At 36.6% G+C, this 20,406-nt stretch carries 17 protein-coding genes; 4 read left to right on the top strand and 13 right to left on the bottom strand.

What is annotated here, in order from left to right:
- The 8 genes from M902_RS00340 to M902_RS00305 form a co-directional block, all read right to left on the bottom strand.
- Positions 1–792, bottom strand: coding sequence for a hypothetical protein (locus tag M902_RS00340; RefSeq protein ID WP_021265756.1), 792 nt, complete (start codon positions 790–792; stop codon positions 1–3).
- Positions 793–811: 19 nt separating this feature from the next.
- Entirely contained in the window at positions 812–1,852 is a 1,041-nt protein-coding gene (locus tag M902_RS00335) for a rod shape-determining protein (protein WP_021266421.1), read from the bottom strand.
- Positions 1,853–1,873: 21 nt separating this feature from the next.
- Positions 1,874–2,932, bottom strand: a complete 1,059-nt coding sequence (locus M902_RS00330; protein WP_021265719.1) for an AMP nucleosidase — start codon at positions 2,930–2,932, stop codon at positions 1,874–1,876.
- 318 nt (positions 2,933–3,250) lie between these two features.
- Positions 3,251–5,254, bottom strand: coding sequence for a penicillin-binding protein activator (locus tag M902_RS00325; RefSeq protein WP_021265846.1), 2,004 nt, complete (start codon positions 5,252–5,254; stop codon positions 3,251–3,253).
- 126 nt (positions 5,255–5,380) lie between these two features.
- Positions 5,381–6,523, bottom strand: coding sequence for a molecular chaperone DnaJ (gene dnaJ / locus M902_RS00320; RefSeq protein WP_021265959.1), 1,143 nt, complete (start codon positions 6,521–6,523; stop codon positions 5,381–5,383).
- Between the two features lie 63 nt (positions 6,524–6,586).
- The gene (gene dnaK / locus M902_RS00315) at positions 6,587–8,503 is read right to left on the bottom strand and encodes a molecular chaperone DnaK (protein WP_021266108.1); all 1,917 of its coding nucleotides are present in this window, start codon (positions 8,501–8,503) and stop codon (positions 6,587–6,589) included.
- Between the two features lie 19 nt (positions 8,504–8,522).
- Entirely contained in the window at positions 8,523–9,080 is a 558-nt protein-coding gene (grpE, locus tag M902_RS00310; RefSeq protein ID WP_021266196.1) for a nucleotide exchange factor GrpE, read from the bottom strand.
- 107 nt (positions 9,081–9,187) lie between these two features.
- Positions 9,188–10,288 (bottom strand): coproporphyrinogen-III oxidase family protein, encoded by a 1,101-nt coding sequence (locus M902_RS00305; RefSeq protein ID WP_021266302.1) that lies wholly within the window; start codon positions 10,286–10,288, stop codon positions 9,188–9,190.
- 60 nt (positions 10,289–10,348) lie between these two features.
- Here M902_RS00305 and M902_RS00300 point away from each other — a divergent pair, with 60 nt between their 5' ends.
- On the top strand, positions 10,349–12,934 hold the full coding sequence (locus M902_RS00300; RefSeq protein WP_021265895.1) for a pitrilysin family protein: 2,586 nt from the start codon (positions 10,349–10,351) through the stop codon (positions 12,932–12,934).
- On the opposite strand, the gene M902_RS00295 is transcribed toward M902_RS00300, so the two are convergent.
- Positions 12,918–13,319: a hypothetical protein gene (locus M902_RS00295; protein WP_156979673.1), complete on the bottom strand. Its 402-nt coding sequence runs from the start codon at positions 13,317–13,319 to the stop codon at positions 12,918–12,920. The genes M902_RS00300 and M902_RS00295 overlap by 17 nt on opposite strands.
- Positions 13,320–13,539: 220 nt before the next feature.
- Here M902_RS00295 and M902_RS00290 point away from each other — a divergent pair, with 220 nt between their 5' ends.
- From M902_RS00290 to meaB, 3 genes are read left to right on the top strand one after another with little or no spacing between them, the layout of a single operon-like run.
- Positions 13,540–14,187 (top strand): HAD family phosphatase, encoded by a 648-nt coding sequence (locus tag M902_RS00290; RefSeq protein WP_021265788.1) that lies wholly within the window; start codon positions 13,540–13,542, stop codon positions 14,185–14,187.
- Positions 14,188–16,311 carry a methylmalonyl-CoA mutase gene (gene scpA, locus M902_RS00285; protein WP_021266006.1) on the top strand — a complete coding sequence of 708 codons (2,124 nt, stop codon included), beginning with the start codon at positions 14,188–14,190 and terminating at the stop codon, positions 16,309–16,311. It begins immediately after the preceding gene.
- Complete coding sequence (gene meaB, locus M902_RS00280) at positions 16,311–17,270, top strand: methylmalonyl Co-A mutase-associated GTPase MeaB (RefSeq protein WP_021265877.1); 960 nt, start codon at positions 16,311–16,313, stop codon at positions 17,268–17,270. The genes scpA and meaB overlap by 1 nt, the downstream gene beginning before the upstream one ends.
- Before the next feature lie 49 nt (positions 17,271–17,319).
- Here meaB and M902_RS00275 read toward each other — a convergent pair whose 3' ends face one another.
- Genes M902_RS00275 through M902_RS15570 form a run of 4 tightly spaced genes read right to left on the bottom strand, consistent with a single transcriptional unit; the run spans position 17,320 to position 20,405 of the window.
- Entirely contained in the window at positions 17,320–17,943 is a 624-nt protein-coding gene (locus M902_RS00275; protein ID WP_021266170.1) for an L-threonylcarbamoyladenylate synthase, read from the bottom strand.
- A gap of 3 nt (positions 17,944–17,946) precedes the next feature.
- A complete protein-coding gene (gene hflC / locus M902_RS00270; protein WP_021266062.1) occupies positions 17,947–18,888 on the bottom strand; it encodes a protease modulator HflC in 942 nt (313 codons plus the stop codon).
- Positions 18,885–19,877, bottom strand: coding sequence for an FtsH protease activity modulator HflK (gene hflK, locus M902_RS00265; protein WP_021266388.1), 993 nt, complete (start codon positions 19,875–19,877; stop codon positions 18,885–18,887). Before hflK ends, hflC begins: the two co-directional genes overlap by 4 nt.
- A 21-nt stretch (positions 19,878–19,898) precedes the next feature.
- Positions 19,899–20,405, bottom strand: a complete 507-nt coding sequence (locus tag M902_RS15570; protein ID WP_021266312.1) for an acetyl-CoA carboxylase biotin carboxyl carrier protein subunit — start codon at positions 20,403–20,405, stop codon at positions 19,899–19,901.
- Position 20,406 lies beyond the last annotated feature (1 nt).

The raw sequence follows: 20,406 nt of genomic DNA, 5'->3' as shown, positions 1-20,406 counted from the left end.
CTACTCCTCTATTTTTTGATTAATATACTTATTAAATTCCTCATCAAGTGAAGTTAAAATTATTGATTTGTCATCAAGCTCTTGTAGGTACGATTCTAGTTCACTATTACTCTCAAACTTAATACCAATTTTTTTCATTGGAATATTATCAAGTCTAAAGTTCACATAATCGATATCGTAAACTTTTTGGATATTTGAGACATCATACGAGTTCTTTTCTAAAACTAAAGTCCCCATTGAGAACTTCTTATTTGAAAAGTTTTTGAAGTCCTGAAGAGACATAACAAATGAAGCACCATTTGTAGAGATATCAATTAACTTAGCACCTCTTAATTCAGGAAAGTCACTCATTGATGTAGTGAAATCTTTAATGAATGAGTCTTCTTTATTTTTCGATTTATTAAAGTGAAGAACGTTTTGTGCTGATGGCAGATCTTCTTCAATTGCATCAAAGTAGAGGTATGAAGACGTCATATATGAAACATTAAATCTCATATCTGCTCTTCTTTCACTTCGATATACCTTACCATCAATTTTTAATTTACCTCTATTAATAATACCCTTAAAAAAATAGCTCATATAGCGAAGACTAAAGTTCGCCATCACAACACCATCAAGAGAATGATTATCATCAATAATTAGAGTATCTTCTTCAATGGCAAAAATCTCAACAGAAGCAACTTGCTGTGAGTTCGTCCAAATTTTTAATTTACTCTTAGTGGCAATGAGCTCCCTGATTTTTAGTTTTATATCAGAGAGCTCTAATTCGATAAAAAGATTTTTAGAATTCAATTGTAAACCTGTCTTCGACTTATGATAGAGTCGCTACTTGTTTTAAAAGATCAATTGACTCTAGTGCCTTACCACACCCACGAACAACACAAGTAAGTGGATCTTCTGCAAGAGCTACAGGAAGCCCAGTTCTTTCTTTAATTAAAACATCTAGGTTTGCTAGAAGTGAACCACCACCAGCTAGAATAATTCCGTTATCAACGATATCGGCCGCTAGCTCAGGAGGTGTTTTTTCTAATGAAGTTTTAATTGCTTCAACAACTTCTGCGATTGGATCAGAAAGAGCATCTCTAATTTCATCAGAAGTAACTTCAATAATCTTAGGTGCACCTGCTACAAGGTCACGTCCCTTAACTTCATATGTTCTTACTTCATCATCAAATGGATAAGCATTACCAATCGACATTTTGATTTGTTCAGCTGTTCTTTCACCAATTAATAATGAGTATTTTTTCTTAATGTATGAAGCAATTGCTTCATCAAATTTATCACCGGCCACTCTTTCAGATTGAGAGTAAACGATACCACCAAGTGAAATGACTGCAACTTCAGTCGTCCCACCACCAATATCAACGATCATATTTCCAGATGGCTCAGTAATAGGAAGTCCTGCACCGATTGCCGCTGCCATTGGTTCTTCAATTAAATATACTTCACGTGCCCCTGCTTGCTCAGCAGATTCTTTAACTGCACGTTTTTCAACTTGAGTAATACCAAATGGAATACAGATAATAATTCTTGGCTTTACTAGCTTTGAACCTGATAGTGATTTTTGAATGAAGTACTTAAGCATCGCACCTGTTACTTCAAAGTCAGCGATTACACCATCTCTCATAGGACGAATAGCTTGAATTGACCCAGGTGTACGACCAAGCATTTGTTTTGCTTCAGCACCTACAGCAAGTACCTTTGAACCAGTACCTTTATAACCTTGGTGTACAGCTACAACAGAAGGCTCATTTACAATGATTCCTCTATCTTTAGCGTAAACAAGAATATTTGCTGTACCTAAATCGATCGCTAGATCATTTGAGAAGAAATTAAAAAATTGCTTTAACATTTCATATTCCTTTATAAAATTTTACCAATGATAGTGTCTGATATTCTCACCGCGGTCAGCAATGTCTGCCATTGCTTCAATACCTAGCTCGATGTGAATATCTGTATATTTCTTGAAGACCGACTTAGCAGACTTCTTCGTTTTAATACCATCCTTAGTCATTGGACAATCAGAGATTAAAAGTAATGCTCCGATATTAACCTTACTTACAAAACACGATACAAAAAGAGCGGCTGTTTCCATTTCCACAGCTAAAACTCTTTGCTCAATTAAGCGTTCCTTAAAGCGATCATCAAACTCCCAGAATCGATAATCTGTAGAGTGGATCGTTCCAGTACGGTAATCATGCCCATGTTCTAATAATATTTGAGAAACGAATTTTTGTACTTTAAATGTTGGAAGGGCAGGAACTTCCCTAGGAAGAAAGTGCTCAGTAACACCTTCAGCTCTAATTGAAGCAATAGGCAGTACGAAATCACCAACTTTAAGAGAAGGGTGAACAGCACCTGCAAGACCTAAGAATAGAACGGCCTTTGGATGGATAACTGAAATAAGCTCACCAATAAGAGCGGCCATTGCAGCACCAACACCAAATTCAATAATTGTTACTTTAGCCTTCTTAGAACTTGAAGCTTTAAAAGCCGATCCTTGTGTATAAACATGGTCATCTAGAAGGGCATTAAATCTTTCTACGTAGTAGTGAAAGTTAGTTAAAATAATTTGTTGTTGAAAGTCTCTAAAGTCGTGACCTGTGTAGCGCTCAAGCATATCAATTGCGATCTTACGCTTATCTTCATTCCAGTGAATACGACGTGCTCTAAGAGCAGCTTTTTTCATTTCTAGGTTAGCACCTAATTCTGGAGACTTTGATTTTGTATTAAGAGAAAGTTCATCAACAAATGCAGTTGATAAACTAGCTTGTGTAGGAGAACTTGCTTTACGTGAAGAAGTTTTCTTTACAGATTTTTTCTTTGTAGCTTTCTTAGTTACTTTCTTTTTAGCAACTTTTTTTGATGATTTTTTAGTCGTTTTGCTCGCAGCTTTTTTCTTAGCTGCCACTTTTTTCTTTGCAGCGCACATTCCGTTATACCTTTTGATTAGCAATCCGTTTGCTTATATATGTAAAATGTACCATTTAGGTCATTTTATTGACAACCATTAATAATAAATTTAGCACCGCGCATACCTATAAAAATGACTTGGCCCTTGTCAAAATCGATATTTTTTTTTAGTATAACCAGACTATTTTCTAACACTACGCAAAAGGAAAGATTATGGGTGCAGGTAGAAAGAAAACTATTGCTAAAATGAGCAAGAAAAAAGCTCAACTTAAGAAAAAAGCAAGAATTTTACGCAGAATCAACGCTGCTAAGAAGTAATATAACTGGCGCATTAGCGTCAGTTACTTACTTCCTCTTCAATTGGTTTTTCAACAGATTTTTCAATAGTCAAATTTACTTTATTCAAACGACCGCGATATAAGCTCATGAGATTCATGTCCTTCATCCACACGTCATCTTCCAGTCTCCAAGATCCTGTAATTCCTGCAACTTTCTTCGCATTGACCAGCGTTCTTTCAAGTTCATCGCGACTTGTAAAATCTCCTAACGATAATACATTAGCTGCCAGGGCCATCCCCTCAAAGCCTAGAATTTCGACGACACCAGGACGTTGTCCATAGCGAGACTGATAACTAGAAACGAATCCTGAATCCCCCTGAGGTACCTCAGAATCCACAAAGAACAGCTTGCCTAGTTTAGAAGTCTCTCTTGAAATTCTTCTTGATCTCCAGTTTGGGCCACCTACTAAATTTACATTAAATGCATCGTAATAGTTAAAAGATGGAATCAATTGTAGGGCATCATTAGGAGCTGCTGGTAACAGAACCCAATCAAAGTCCACAATTGGCCCTAAAGTCTGTACACGTCTAATTGAAGTGTTACCTTCTAATTTATGAACTGATTTTAGAAGTTCAAATTCTTCTTGTCTTTCGCGGGTAAAGTATAGGCCTAAGATCTTAGCAACAGTTGATCTGTGGTCTGTCTGATTAGTATCAAATGATTGAATACTAACAATTTCCGCACCGGCCTTCTCGGCCATCTTCCATGCAGAGTCAACATATGAATAACCAGTATCTGTATTTGGATAGATAATTGATACTTTATTTCCAAATTTTGAAAGATATTTCTCAGAAAATAATAATGACACTTGAGACTCAACTGAACCAGGTACCTCAATTAGTAAGTGTCCTTTATCATCCTTGCTTGTATAAATTTGTGATAGAGAAATAAAGAATGCACCGTATTTTCTTGCTGCCTCATATTGTGCCTTTGCTTCATCTTTTAAGAGTCCACCTATAATAATTGAAGAGTTCTCTCTTTCAATCATTTCACGAACTTTTTCTTTTCCAACAATTGCACTTCCCATACTATCAAATATCTTAATTTGAATTGGTTGAAAATTTGGCTTCGTTGAATTCTGTTCATTATACTTACGAACAGCGTGATCAATACCAGCAAGAGCTCTCTTTCCAAACTTGCTTTTATCACCAGTTAGTGGAAGAACTACTCCGATTGATCGTAGATTAATTTTGCTATATTTCTTTAAATTTTCAAAACGTGCTGTAACTAGGCCAACAACCTCAGGGTACATACTATACTGAGACTTAACCCAGTCCCCAACCTCTTGGGCCTTTCCTTTATTTCCCTGATTAATTAATTGTTCTATTTCTAAGTATGAAAGATAGGCACAAGCAAAATCTTTTCCTTCTTTAAAATCTTGCACTAAACGTACACGTTCCGCTTGATCAACAATGAAGTACTGAGTAACAAGTTGACCGTAAAATTTCTTCACTTTTAATTCTTCAACAGTATTGGCACCAGAGTTTAACCAAAGCAATGAATCAAGTGCCACTGATTGGAAGTCCAGTTCTTTTGAAACGCGGTAGCGTAATTTATGGAAATTCTCTAAGTCACGATTCAAAAGCCATCTAGAGTCAGTTCCATCAAGAATTTTAAAAGTATTTTCTAAATCACCAAGTTTATAATAACTGCTCGCAAGATTAAGTTTAATCTGAGCATTTAGTTGGCCATCTTCACCTGAGCTATTTAAAGCTAGATTAAATTGAAAAATTGCTTGTTCATAGTTTTGGTTTGAATAATTTATAACACCAATTAAATTTGTCTTAGTGGCAAGCTCAGCTGGCCTTAACTTAGCATCTTGAATTGCATTTAGTTGACCAAGTGCCAATTCCTTATTTCCATCAACAAAGCTCTTTTTAGCGACATCAAAGTCTTTTAAAAACTTTTCAGTATAAAGATGTGAAGTATCTCGGTTGATCATTTGAATACCACCGCAACTCACAAGAAGTGTGATTAAAATTAGAGAAATATACTTAAACATAGTCGACCTTTTTTAGTTTTGTATGGTCTATTTTATTTGAAATATAGATAGATGAAAATAGGAGAAATATTAGGATTTTATAAACATAGGAGACTGATTCACTCAGTCTCCCGCGTATATATTGAATTAACTAAATAATTCTTTAACTTTATCGATAAAACCAGTACTCATTGGATGACACTGCTTTCCTTCTAGCTTAGCAAGTTGCTCAAGTAATTCCTTGTGCTCCTTAGACAGTTTAGTCGGTGTCTCAACATGAACAGTTAGAATTGCATCACCTGTTCCATAACCACCAAGCTTTTGAATCCCTTTCCCCTTAAGTCTCATTTTCTTTCCAGACTGAGTACCAGGAGGAAGATCTACAACAACCTTACCATCAAGAGTTGGGACTTCTACCTCAGCACCTAGGGCAGCTTGTGAAAAGCTAATTGGTACAGTATAGAGAACATTGAAACCTTCACGCTTAAAGATTTCGTGCTCCTTAACATCCACAACAATATAAAGGTCTCCATTAGGTCCACCTTGTGCTCCAGCATCACCTTCACCAGTAAGTTTTAAACGCTGTCCATGGTCAATTCCAGCAGGAATCGTTACCTCTAATTCAACTTTTTTCTTCTTACGTCCTTGGCCATGACAAGTTCCACATGGATCCTTGATCATTGTTCCTGAACCCTGACATTTTGGACAAGTTGAAGCAACAGTGAAGAAACCTTGTTGGCGACGAACTTCACCAGCTCCGTGACACATATCACATGTCGTTGGTTCAGACCCTGCCTTCGCACCTGAGCCCGAGCATGGTTCACAAGTTGTTTCTTTGTTAATTGAAACTTTCTTTTTAGCACCAAATGCTGCTTCTTCAAATGAAACACTAACAGTCATTTGTAGGTCATTACCAGGAACACCTGTGCGACGTCTTCCACGACGGCCACGGCCACCACCGCCCATCATGTCACCAAAGATATCTCCAAAAATATCACCTAAATCACCGAAGTCACCAAATCCACCTTGGAAGCCACCGCCACCAAAGCCACCAGCTTGACCATTTACACCAGCGTGTCCAAATTGGTCATAGCGCTGACGTTTTCCATCATCTAGTAAAATCTCTGCTGCTTCAGAAGCCTCTTTAAACTTTGCCTCAGCTTCTTTGTTATCAGGGTTACGGTCAGGGTGATACTTCATGGCCATCTTGCGATAAGCCTTCTTAATTTCAGCTTTATCAGCACCTTTTGCGACACCTAGAATATCGTAATAATCTCTTTTATCACTCATATTTTTAATTCTCTATTAACGAACAAAGGGAGCACAGGGCTCCCTTCAATTCTATATTTTTAATTAAACTTCTTTAAAGTCAGCATCAACAACATCGTCGTCTTGCTTATTTGATCCCGCATTTGCACCTGCATCTGCTTCTGGACCAGCTTGCTGAGCACCAGCTTCAGCACCTGGCTGTTGGTACATTTGCTGAGCGATTGCATGAGAAGCGTTCGTTAGAGCTTCTTGAGCTGCTTTTAATTCATCAAGGTTCTCAGACTGAAGCTTACCTTTAGCTTCATTGATTGCTGCTTCTAACTTAGACTTATCGTCTTCAGAGATTTTATCAGCACTGTCTTTGATCATTTTTTCACAGCTTAGGATAAGTGCATCTAGATTGTTTCTAGTATCAACGATCTCACGTGCTTTCTTATCTGCTTCTTTGTTAGCTTCTGCTTCTTGTACCATTCTTTCGATTTCTTCATCTGAAAGACCTGAACCAGCAGTAATCTTAATCTCTTGAGATTTACCAGTTGCTTTGTCTACAGCCGAAACATGTACGATACCGTTAGCATCAATATCAAAAGTAACTTCGATTTGTGGCACTCCTCTTGGAGCTGGTGCAATACCACTTAGATCAAAACGTCCTAGTGACTTATTATCTTTAGCAAATTCACGCTCACCTTGGCATACGTGAATTGTAACAGCTGGTTGGTTATCAACAGCAGTTGAGAAAGTTTGTGACTTCTTCGATGGAATAGTTGTGTTTTTCTCAATTAGTGGAGTCATAACACCACCTAGAGTTTCGATCCCTAGAGTTAGTGGAGTTACGTCTAGTAGTAGAACGTCTTTAACGTCACCAGCTAAAACACCACCTTGAATTGCAGCACCTGCAGCTACAACTTCGTCAGGGTTAACACCTTTAGAAGCTTCTTTACCAAAGATTTCTTTTACTCTTTCTTGAACAGCTGGAATACGAGTTGAACCACCAACAAGAATTACCTCATCGATTTCGCTCTTCTCAAGGCCAGAGTCTTCAAGACAAGTTAGACATGGCTTAGCAAGTGCAGTTAAGTGATCACCGATTAGAGATTCAAACTTAGCTCTTGAAAGGTTTACGTTTAAGTGTTTTGGACCTGAAGCATCTGCAGTGATGAATGGAAGGTTAACATCTGTTGAGTTAACATTCGATAGCTCATGCTTAGCTTTTTCAGCAGCTTCTTTAAGTCGTTGAAGTGCCATTTGGTCTTTTCTTAAATCGATTCCGTCTGATTTTAGGAACTCTTCAGCAAGGAAGTTAATGATTTTTTCATCAAAGTTCTCACCACCAAGGAATGTATCACCGTTAGTTGCTTTTACTTCGAATACACCATCTGAAGTGATCTCAAGAATTGAGATATCAAAAGTACCACCACCAAGGTCAAATACTGCAATGTTTTTATCTTGCTTAGACTCTAGTCCGTAAGCAAGTGCCGCAGCAGTTGGTTCGTTGATAATTCTTTTTACTTCAAGACCTGCAATCTTACCTGCATCTTTAGTTGCTTGTCTTTGAGAGTCATTAAAATATGCTGGAACTGTAATTACAGCTTCAGTAACTGTTTCACCTAAGTAATCTTCTGCAGCTTTCTTAAGCTTTTGAAGAACTTTTGCAGAGATCTCTTGAGGAGACATTGCCTTCCCATCAACCTTTACCCATGCATCACCATTGTCATTTGCAAAAATTTCAAATGGAGCAACGTCAGCAAATGACTTTGCTTCTGGTGTATTAAATTTACGACCAATAAGTCTCTTAATACCATAAAGTGTTTTTGAAGGATTTGTTACAGCTTGTCTTTTTGCAACTTGACCTACAAGAGTTTCACCGTTGTTGGCGAAACCAATAACAGATGGAGTTGTATTGTGCCCTTCTGCGTTTGCTACGATTTTGTACTTACCGTTTTCAAGAACGGCAACACATGAATTAGTTGTACCTAAGTCGATTCCAATAATTTTTCCCATTATAATCTCCTTTATATAATTAGTTTTTTGCTACTACTACTTTTGCTGCTCTAATCACTCTACCGTTTAGTGAGTAACCGTTTTGATATGTTTGCACGATCTCTTGATCTTCTTTTCCTTCTGCTGGCATCTGGGCCATTGCTTCATGAAAGTGTGGATCAAAAACCTTACCTTCTGTTTCAATTTTTTCTAAACCATTTGACTTAAGTGTTTCAAGAAACTGGTTTTTAACCATATCTACACCAGTGTAAATATTTTTAACCTTATCATCTTCATCACTTTCAATCGCCTGAAGAGTTCTTTCTAAGTTATCAACAACATCTAAAAGGCCCATCATTACTTTTTCAGTCCCAAATTTAATTTGATCTTGAAGCTGTTTTTCATGACGTCTTTTAAGATTTTCCATCTCAGCTGCTACATAATAGAATTTGTCTTTAAATTCCATTAACTCTTTCATTTCTTCTGAAACTTCATTTTCAGTTTCCGTATCTTCTACTTGAGAAGTTTCCTGAGTTTCTGCATTAGTTTCAGGCCCTAGTTCTTTTTCATTTTCTTCATTAACGTGAGTTTCAGACATTTCAACTACCTCTTTAAATTTATCTCTATCCTAAAGATGGTATTCTTTGGCCCAGTGTCAACGTTGCACAATGACTTTTTTTCAATTTACTTCACAAATCCCCGAAATTACTTATTTATTTTAAATATTTCATCGATAATTGAGTCTAGAACAAGAAAGCCGCGTGACGTTAAATAGAAATAATCACGTCTGGCCATGACCAATCCACGCGACTTTAGTGACTGAACAAGCTCATCAAGATCACCCCAATAAAAATCTCTAACGGGGAAGCCAACACTAGAGCGTAAATTCATATAAAGCCGTTCTATTTGAAATTCGTCTTCACTAAGATTCTCTTCGACAACTTCGGCGCCTTTAGTTTTCCACTTATAGCGATATCGATTATTCTTGATATAACCTGTTGCAGAAGGACCAATTGCTGCCACAGATTCCATCTTCCAATAATTTAAATTATGAATAGATGCTTTATCTGCTTTAGCAAAATTTGATACTTCGTAGTGTTTAAAACCATTGATAGCAAGGAAGTTAGCGACTTTAATATATTCATCACTTATCCACTCTTCATCTGGTAATTCATCATAGTGCTTATAATGCTTTGGTACAGTCAGTATATAAAGACTTATATGACTTGGGTTATACGTAAGAATTTCAGTTAGCTCAGCTATAATATCGCGATTGAATTTTTTAGAAAATGGAAGGCCAATCATAAAGTCCACAGAGAAATTATAATTTCCTTTATTAAAGTATTTTAATGTTTCGTGGACGTCATCAATATTGTGGACGCGGTCAATAATTTTTAAGAAATTCGGGTTTAGAGATTGAACACCTAAAGAATAGCGATTCGCTCCGATACTTCGCCAACTACTCAAAGTTTCTTCCGTCCATGCCCCAGGATTTACCTCAAGAGTAAATTCACATTTTTCATTCAAAGAAATCTTATTGTCAGACAACCAATCTCTTAAGAAATATGCTCCACGACTTCCCCATAAACTAGGTGTTCCTCCACCAATATAGAGAGACTCTAACTCCTTAAGAGTAGCGCCATGACTAGTTAGAATCGACTTATGCTTTGTAGACATATCTGCAAAGAGTCTTTCGAAATCATCGAGTTGCCCATCGTTCTCTTTAATTGACTTAAAAAAGTCACAATAATTACAGAGGTGACGACAGAACGGGAAATGGATATATAACGACTTTATTTCTTCCATATTATTTTTTTGTAACCCAGACTATAATTAACAAATACCTAAAATTAAAAGGCAATGTAAATGAAATATGAAATAGAAAAGTTAAATAATGGTTTGGAAGTCATTTTTGTTGATGTTCCGGGAAATACAAGTGCATCTGTACAAATTTGGTTTCGTGCAGGATCAACCCTAGAAGATGAATCAAATTTTGGTATCGCACACTTCTTAGAGCATATGTTCTTTAAAGGTACACAAAAAAGACCTGGAGCTAAAATCGCTCACGATGTTGAGTCATTTGGTGGAGAAGTCAATGCCTTCACTTCTTTTGACTACACTTGCTACTATATAAACTCGCCAATTGCTTACTTTAATACATCAATTGATATCATCATGGATATGGTTTCTAACCCTATGTTCAATCAAGAAGATCTCATTCCTGAAAGAGAAGTAGTTTTTGAAGAGTATCGTCGTAGCCAAGATAATCCTGGTCAATTTTCTTTTCAAAGAATACAAGAAATGTCTTTTAATGGTGGCTATGCACACCCTATTCTTGGAAATGAACAAACAATTAAGAACTTCACACAAAAACAGTTAATTGAGTTCAGAAATAACCACTACAATAATGCGAATGCATTCTTAGTAGTCGCTGGTGATTTAAAAAACAAAAAGAAATATATTAAAACAATCGAAAGTTACGAGCTTCCAAAAGGTAAGCTTTCAGAGAGACCATCTTTTTCACTCCATAAGAAGTCTACAATTGAAATACATAAAAAAGACGTTCGTATGTGCCAACTAACAATGGCCATTGAATGTCCTCCAATGAAGTCAGAAGGTGCTGCAGGAGAAGATCTCGCATACAATGCCCTTGGATATGGTGAAACATCTCCACTATATAAGAACCTTGTTTTAAATAATACAATTGCAAATAACTGTACTTCTTCATCGATGTTCTTTGCTGATGGAGGAATTCATTTCTTGAGAATCAACTTCCCAAAAGAGAATTACCAAAAAGTTATGCATGAGCTAGAGAAGACAATCTCAGAAGCTACAACTGTTGGCCTAAAAGAAAATGATATTAAAAAAATTAAAAACCAATATGTGGCGGCTAAAATTTATGAGAAAGAATCTTTAGAGTCCTATGCCTTCTCTCTAGGAAGTAGCTACGCAGGAGCTAAGGACCTTGAAATAGAGCAAGAGTTCATAAACAAGATTAAAAAAACTAGCCTTAAAGAGGTTAATAAAAAGTACTCAGATATTTTTGGACGCTCACTTCACTTAAGTTTACAAATTCCAAATGACTTAAGGCCACAAGACTTTAAACCAAAGCTAGTGGAGTTTAAGAACAAAATTGCAAAGCTTAAGAAGAACCAAAAAGAACAAACAATAAAAGCGACAAAATCCAAGTATGACCCGGCTACTCAAATTGTTGAAATCAAACCGGGAATCAAGCTACTTTATCGCTATAACGCTATTACACCTACATTTGTGATGCACGCTTACTTAAAAGGTGGGCTTGCTGATGAATCCACTAAAACAAATGGTATCTATAGTCTAATGAGCTCTCAACTGACAAAGGGATACAAAGGCCTTAGCTATGAGAAGCTAAAGCTAGATCTCGACAATAAGTCGACAATGTTCAATAACTTTTCAGGAAAGAACGCATACGGAATGACGATGCATGGTCAAAGTGAATACTTTTCTGACCTCTCAAAACACTTTTTCAAGTCACTAATTTCTCCTTCATTTCAAGCTAAATTCCTTGCTCATGAAAAGAAATTAATATTTAGAACGATTGAGGCAAATAAGTCAGATCCAACAAGACACTGCTTTAACGAGGCAACAAATTTATTATTTAAAGGTCACCCTTATGCCTTTTCTACTATCGGTACTGAAAAATCAGTAAAATCAATAAAAAAAGAAGACCTTGCAAAGCTTCATGAAAAGAACTTAAAAACGAAAGAGATGCTTGTCACTTTCTGTGGAGACCTTCCACTAGATGAAGTAAAAGAGAAAGTAGAATTCTACTTTGAAGGGCTAAGGCCAAGGAAAGGAAAGAAGAAGGAAGCGAAGAAAGTTGTTCCTATTAAGACGGTTGAAAAACATATTGATTTTGATCGTGAACAAACTCAAATTCTAATTGCGACTCAAACAAAAAAACTTACTGCCAAAGAAAACGTTGTTTTCAAGATGTTAACAACTCACCTATCTGGCCAATCATCAGAACTCTTTGTGGATGTTAGAGATCGTAAAGGACTTTGTTATGTTGCTCAGCCAATTCATATGAATGCCCTCGAAGCTGGATACTGGGGAATTTACATGGCCAGCGGTCATGATAAAACAGTTGAAGCAATCACTGCTATCAATTCCATCTTATCTAAACTCCAAAAAGAAGGTCTTTCTAAATCGGACTTTGATCGCATCAAGATGATGATTGATGGACAAAATCAACTTAATCTACAAGTTAATGATGACTACGCAAATGTCTACTCTGTTCCTGCTCTTCATGGCCTTGGCGTTGATTACTTCTATAAATCAAATGAAGAAATTAGAAACTTTAAATATGAAGACTTTCAAAAAATCATCAAGAAAGTTTTAAAACAAAATTGGATAACAATTACTGTTGGAAAAACTATCGATAATAGTATCCCAACTACGATACATCCTTAGTAAAGAGCAAGTATTGTTCTTCATTTAAGTAGCAATCGCTTTGCAGTAAACTCATCAAATTTGTGATGTCATAAAACTGCGAAGCGAGCTCCTTGAAGAAACCATCAAAGTCGTAAAACGTATGTTGATAACAGTCGAGTTTTTGATATGCAGTTTTACCAATTTCACAGTAGTATCCTAAATCAATAATCTTCTCATTAACTGAATTAGAAAAATATCCACATAGAAATAATGCTGTATCTGCAATATCGCGTAATTCTCTTTTCTTTTCACGTTCACTTAAGTGCTCAGTTTGTAAGAGCTTTAGCCCAAGCGTCTTCTCTTTTAATCTTCCATCTTTTTGTTCTTCGAAATAGTGTTGAGAAAGTCCAAACTTATCCATCACTAAGGAAGAATAAAAGATAGATAACTGAGGTAAAGGGTTTTGCCTTTTAAGATTTATACGATGCAGTTCATCATAGAAATAAGCCTGCAGTGAAGGTTCAAGAGAAATGTTGGTCGTATGTTTCTTCACAATCTCCTCCGTATCTATAAATTATAACTTAATCTCATGACGCAAAACAACAACGAAACAAATTCCTAGGTTTTTATGGTATAAAGTTGGAATGAATTCGATCGGAAATAAGCTTAGTAATTTCAGTGTTTTAGATAGCACTGTTATTGATGAAATTTTGGCCATTGCAAAAACAAGACCTTATATCTTCTTTGATATGGATGGAACAATCCTAAATAGTGAGCCTCTTCACTATGAAGTTGTTAAATCTCTGTGTAATGGAAAGAAAATACCAACAATGGAAGAAACCTATGGCATGTCTGATGGCGAGGTTTTTCCAATGATTCAAGAAGCACTGGCCCTTAATAGCCTAGAAGAATATCTCATAAGGAAAAATGAAGCATTGGTTGAACTCATTGGCCAGTCCGACGCAAGTAATATAAGACATAGAAATATTCAGGAGCTACTAAAACGCTTAAGAGATAGTGGTGCTCGACTTGCACTTGTGACAGCAAGTCAATATGAAGTGACTCATCCAATCTTAAAACATTGTGAATTAGATAGTTACTTTGAAAAAATTATTACAGATAGAGAAGTAGATTATTCAAAGCCTAATCCTGCTCCATATTTATTGGCCCAGGAATTTTTTAAAGCTCAAACACATGAATGTCTAATTTTTGAAGACTCACCTACAGGAATCGAAGCTGCCCAAAGAGCAGGCATTGATCACGTTGTAGTAAAATGGTTTGAAGGAGAATAAATGAGTAAGTTAGATACTTGGAAAGAACTAGCAGAAAAAGAATCAAGAGGAAAAGGGATTAAAGTAACTCAAACTCCGGAAGGAATTGAGATGAAGGCCCTTTATACGAAAGCAGATATTGAAAATAATAACCTTACAGACACGATGCCTGGAATGGACCCATTTATCAGAGGGCCTAGAGCAACGATGTATACAGGTCGTCCGTGGACGATTCGTCAATACGCTGGATTTTCAACAGCTAAAGAATCGAATGATTTTTATAAGAAAGCACTGGCCGCAGGTGGACAAGGTGTCTCAGTTGCCTTCGATCTTGCAACACACAGAGGTTATGACTCAGATCACCCGCGAGTAAAAGGTGATGTTGGTAAAGCTGGTGTGGCCATTGATACTGTTGAAGATATGAAAGTTCTCTTTGATGGCATTCCACTAGATAAGGTATCGGTATCGATGACAATGAACGGTGCCGTTCTTCCAGTACTAGCAGGATATATCGTTGCAGCAAAGGAACAAGGTGTATCTCTTGACCAACTTTCAGGAACTATTCAAAACGATATTCTAAAAGAGTTTATGGTAAGAAATACTTATATCTTCCCTCCGGCCCCTTCAATGAAAGTTATCGCAGATATTTTTGAATATACTTCGAATAATATGCCAAAGTTTAACTCAATCTCGATTTCTGGTTACCACATTCAAGAAGCTGGTGCTGACGCCGCCCTAGAGCTTGCCTATACACTTGCAGATGGAAAAGAATATATTGATACTGCAATTAAGGCAGGGATGCAGATTGATCAATTTGCTCCAAGACTTTCATTCTTCTTTGGTATTGGGATGAACTTCTATATGGAAATTGCAAAGCTTCGTGCCGCAAGACTTCTATGGTCAGAAATCGTAGAAGAGTATGAACCAAAGAATATTAAATCTAAGATGTTACGTACTCACTGTCAGACTTCTGGTTGGTCTCTAACGGAACAAGATCCATATAATAATATTATTCGTACAACAATTGAAGCAATGGCCGCTGTATTCGGTGGAACTCAATCTCTTCACACAAACTCTTTTGATGAAGCAATAGCGCTTCCGACAGAATTCTCAGCTCGTATTGCAAGAAATACTCAAATCATCCTCCAAGAAGAAACTGGTATTACCAATACAGTTGATCCTTGGGGTGGTTCATATATGATGGAGACTCTAACAAAAGAGATTGCTGATAAAGCACGTGACCTAATCAAGGAAATTCAAGAAGCTGGTGGCATGGCCAAAGCAATCGAAACGGGACTTCCAAAACTTAAGATTGAAGAATCTGCAGCACTAAAGCAAGCACGTATTGATCGCGGCGAAGATGTAATTGTAGGGGTTAATAAATACAAACCTACAAAAGAAGACCATGTTGAAGTTCTTGAAATCGATAATGTTCAAGTGCTTAACGAGCAAATCAAGAGACTTGAAGAAATTCGTGAATCACGAGATGAAGCAAAAGTTAGTGAATGCATGGCCAAGCTTGAGTACTATGCTAAAACTGGTAATGGAAACGGCCTAGAGCTTGCGGTTGAAGCAATGGAAGCCCGCTGTAGTGTTGGGGAAATAACTTACGCTCTCGAGAAAGAGTGGGGACGCTACAATGCAAATACTAAAACTGTTTCAGGTGTTTACGGTAAATCATTTGAAAGTGATGAGGAATGGATGAGTATTAAGAATGATATTGACCAATTCGAAAAAGATTTTGGACGTCGTCCGAGAATCTTAGTTGCAAAAATGGGACAAGATGGACATGACCGAGGAGCAAAAGTTGTCGCAACAGCTTATGCCGATGTAGGTTTTGATGTTGACCTTTCTCCACTTTTCTCAACTCCTGAAGAAGTCGCAAAGCAAGCAGTAGAAAATGATGTACACGTCGTTGGAGCATCTTCACTTGCGGCCGGACATAAGACTCTTATTCCAGAACTAATTGCAGAGCTTAAAAAACTTGATGCTGAAGATATCATCGTTGTTGCTGGAGGAGTAATCCCTAGAAAAGACTACGACTTCTTATATGAAGCTGGTGTTAAAGGTATCTATGGGCCAGGAACTACGATTGCTGAAGCCGCAAAAGATGTAATTACTAAAATCAAAGAGGCCCAAAAGTAATGCAAATAGATATCCAGAAATTAAAAAGTGGAAATATTAGATCACTTTCTAAATTCATCACTCTAATCGAAAGTAAGAAGAGCGAGCATCAAAAAGAAGCTCAATCATTATTAAACGAGATTCTTCCATTAACTGGAGATTCTATTCGTATTGGTATTTCTGGAACACCAGGGGTTGGTAAGTCGACATTTATCGAATCCCTGGGACTTCATTTAATTGACAAGGGGCTAAAGGTTGCAGTCCTGGCCATTGACCCTAGCTCTCCCCTAAGTGGAGGAAGCCTTCTAGGTGACAAAACTCGAATGGAGAAGCTGGCCCAAGAAAAAAATGCTTTTATTCGCCCTACTCCTTCATCTGGAAACCTTGGTGGAGTAGCTCTAAAGACGAGAGAAGTCATGCTTGCCTGTGAAGCTGCAGGCTATGATGTTGTACTTATTGAGACAGTTGGTGTCGGTCAGTCCGAGTATGATGTTGCAAATATTGTGGACTTATTCACAGTACTTCTACTTCCAGGTGGAGGTGATGAACTTCAAGGAATAAAAAAGGGTATTATTGAACTCTGTGACAATATCGTTATCAATAAAGCAGATGGTGATAATAAACAAAAAGCACACGATACAATGGTTCAATATAAGTCAGCTCTTGGCGTGATTAAAACAGAGCAAAAAATCGGCGCAAATGTAATGATGTCCTCCGCCTTAGAGAATAAAGGCGTAACAGAATATTGGGAATTAATTGAAAAAATCTACCAAGAAAACCAAGAAAAAATTCAGCTAAAACGTAAAAGACAGAATCAAGACTGGCTTAAGAAACTATTTAATGAATTACTTGAAAATAAGGTTAGGGCCAACCCATCTCTTCAGTCAGAATGGACAAAGCTAAATGACAATATCTTAAATGAAGTTGAAACACCTCTTAGTGCTGCAAATAAATTAATTCAAATCTTATTTAGCAAATAATAAACTAACTTTTTGATTTCCAAAGTTTAACTATAAATATTTATGTAACTTAAAGGATGCCTGCGCCTTGTCTAATGACATCCGCTTCACCATTAGTGAAGTCTACAATTGTTGATGAGCCTACAAACTCATGCTCTCCTGGGTCAACAATGAGTGAAATAATTCCGGCCAATGATTCTTCAATCATATATGAGTATAAATCATCATAAGAAGAGAGAGATGGCGTAAACTTATCTAAATCAATATTGCTCGATAAAACTGGCTCTCCATGTATATCAAGTAGTCGACTAATAAGAGTAGATGGAACAAAGCGGATCCCTACTTCGTGATCAGTTTTGTTTGCAGCAACGGCCTTAGTAATTTTCTTATTGGCATTAAATATAAACGTATAGTGACCTGGAATAATTCGCTTAATATAGCGAAAAACACCATCATCAATATTGGCCACATCAGAGGCCATCGATATAGAATCACATAAGAGTGAAAATGCTTTTAATTTTGGAGCATTCTTATATTTATAAATTCTTTCAATTCCTTTTTTACTAAAAGGAGATGCGATAACGACCCAACTCGTATCAGTTGGTAAGCACACAAGCTCTCCATTATTAAGAGCCTGTGAAACTTTTTGTAATACGCGATCATCTGGATTTTCAGCAATTACATATTCAATCAATGCTTACCTCAAATATTTTAAAAATTCGTTATCATTAGAAATTATAAACTTAGTCTTACCTTTAATTGAAGTCTTATATGCCTCAAGAGATCTTACAAACTCAAAAAAGCTAGGATCTTGAGAGAAAGCCTTCGCATAAACTGCTGAAGCCTTTGCTTCCGCACGACCTTTAATCAATTGTGACTTCTTATAACCTTCTGATTGAATTGTTTGTAAATCTTTTACTAAACGTCCTTCAATCTTGGCCTTTTCACCTTCTCCGATTGATCTAATCTTTTGTGCAATTCTCTGACGTTCTGAAATCATTCTTTCGTATACTTTACGTTCTACTGACTTTTCATAAGAAATGCGTCTTAATTGTACATCAATAAGTTGAATACCAAATTGTTCTAACTCTCCATCGGCTTTACTTACAATTAGTTGAGATAATTTTTCTCTACCAACGTTTACATCTTCAATATCACCAGTTATTTCTTCTTCAATTTCGTTAACATCAACTTTAGTAGTATTTAACTTTTCAATAATTGCATTAGAATTACGTACGGCCTCAACAAGATCATGAGATGAAATTACATTTCTTGTTGCTGAGTCTAAGATCGTATCAATTCTCTTTTTTGCACCTTCAGTATTACGTACAGTTTGGATAAATTTAAGAGCATCGATAATTTTAAATCTTGCCGTTGTATCTACTTTAATGAATTTCTTATCTTTTGTAGGTATCTGATTTGGAAAACCATCCCAGCTAAGAATTCGCTTATCAACAAAGCGTACATCTTGAACAAAAGGTTTCTTATAATGAAGACCTGCATCTGTTATCGGCTTACCAACGGGTTTACCAAATTCAGTGATAATTGCTTGTCGACCTTCACTAACAATAAAAAGTGACTGCTTTCCTAAAATTAAACCGATAAAAACAACAACAATCAGAGTTACAACTTTATTCATTTCTTAGCTCCTTGGTTGTAAATCGGCAGAAGTCCCTTAACCTTTGGATCAATAATCGTAAGATTATCGTACTTCTTATAAAGCCCTTCCATTGCTTCAATATAAAGGCGTTTCTTTGTAATTTTTGGAGCGCGACGATATTCTTTAAGAATTTCCTTAAATTTCGCAACATCCCCTTCTGCACGGTTCACAAGTGCAGCAGCATAACCTTCGGCTTCAGAAACCATTTTCTCGGCCTTACCACGTGCTTCAGGAATAACCTTATTATAAGCACCCTCTGCTTCGTTAATGGCCTTTTCTTGTTCTTGTTTTGCTTCGTTAACTTCATTAAATGAAGCCTTAACAACTTGAGGTGGATTAACATCTTGAAGTTTTACCGAAATAATTGAAACTCCCATATCATATTTATCAATCACTTCTTGCATTAAAACCTTTGCATCAGCTTCAATTTCAACCTTTCCAACAGTTAATACATCTGTTACAGATCTATCCCCGACAACTCTCCTCATAATTGATTCTGAAATGTCACGAATATTTCTAACTGGTTCACTTGTTTGAAAAATAAACTTAAATGGATCTCTTACTTGATATTGTACTGCCCACTCAACTGAGGCAACATTTAAATCCCCCGTTAACATGAGAGATTCATTATCAAAATTGTCACCTGAGTAAGACGAACGACGAGATCTTGTGCTCTTTGTTCTAAATCCAAATTCTTCTTGAAGAACTGTTTTAACCTTAACCTTGATAACTTCATCTATTCCAAATGGAATTTTAAAATGAAGACCTGGAGTATTAGTATTAATATACTTCCCCAGACGAATTACCACGGCCTCTTCGTCAGGCTCAACAGTATAAAAAGATGTGTATCCGAAAATTACTAAAACAATAAATACAAAAAAGGGGCCAAGTAACTTGAGCCCCTTATCTAAATCTTGTTTCATTTTTTCGAAGTCATTCCTTGGTGCTTGTCCATTATTAAAAGACATTTGCTCTCCTTGACTTGCGTCCTATGCTTCTACTTCTAACATGAGGACGTTTTCTTCTAATGCGTCCCCTTCTTTAACGTGAATTGCTTTAACTGTACCATCAATTCCACTCTTAATCTCATTCTCCATTTTCATGGCCTCAAGAATAATTAGAGTTTCACCGGCCTTAACAGGTTGACCAACTTCAACATTGATCTTAACAACTTTACCTGGCATTTTAGTAAGAAGCTCACCAGCGTCAGCTCCACCTAAGCCAGAAGGCTTATATCCTCTAAATAAAGAGTATACCTTATCAACATTCACAACTCTTGATGGAAGATCTTGTCTTGGGATCTTTTTCCAAGTTTTATTATCCTTAGAGATAAAGTATTGGCCACAGAGCTTTCTTAACCACATCGTTTCATGAAGGTTTCTTTCGCCTTCTTTTAATGTAGAAAAATCAAACTCAACTAAGCTGTGATCGTGAACTTTAGTTCTTGTTAAATCAACGATTACTTCTTCATTATCATTAATTAAATATGTTCTCATC

The organism is Bacteriovorax sp. BAL6_X, from assembly GCF_000443995.1.
Classification (GTDB): Bacteria; Bdellovibrionota; Bacteriovoracia; order Bacteriovoracales; family Bacteriovoracaceae; genus Halobacteriovorax_A.
This window is presented reverse-complemented; position numbering and strand designations above follow the sequence as displayed.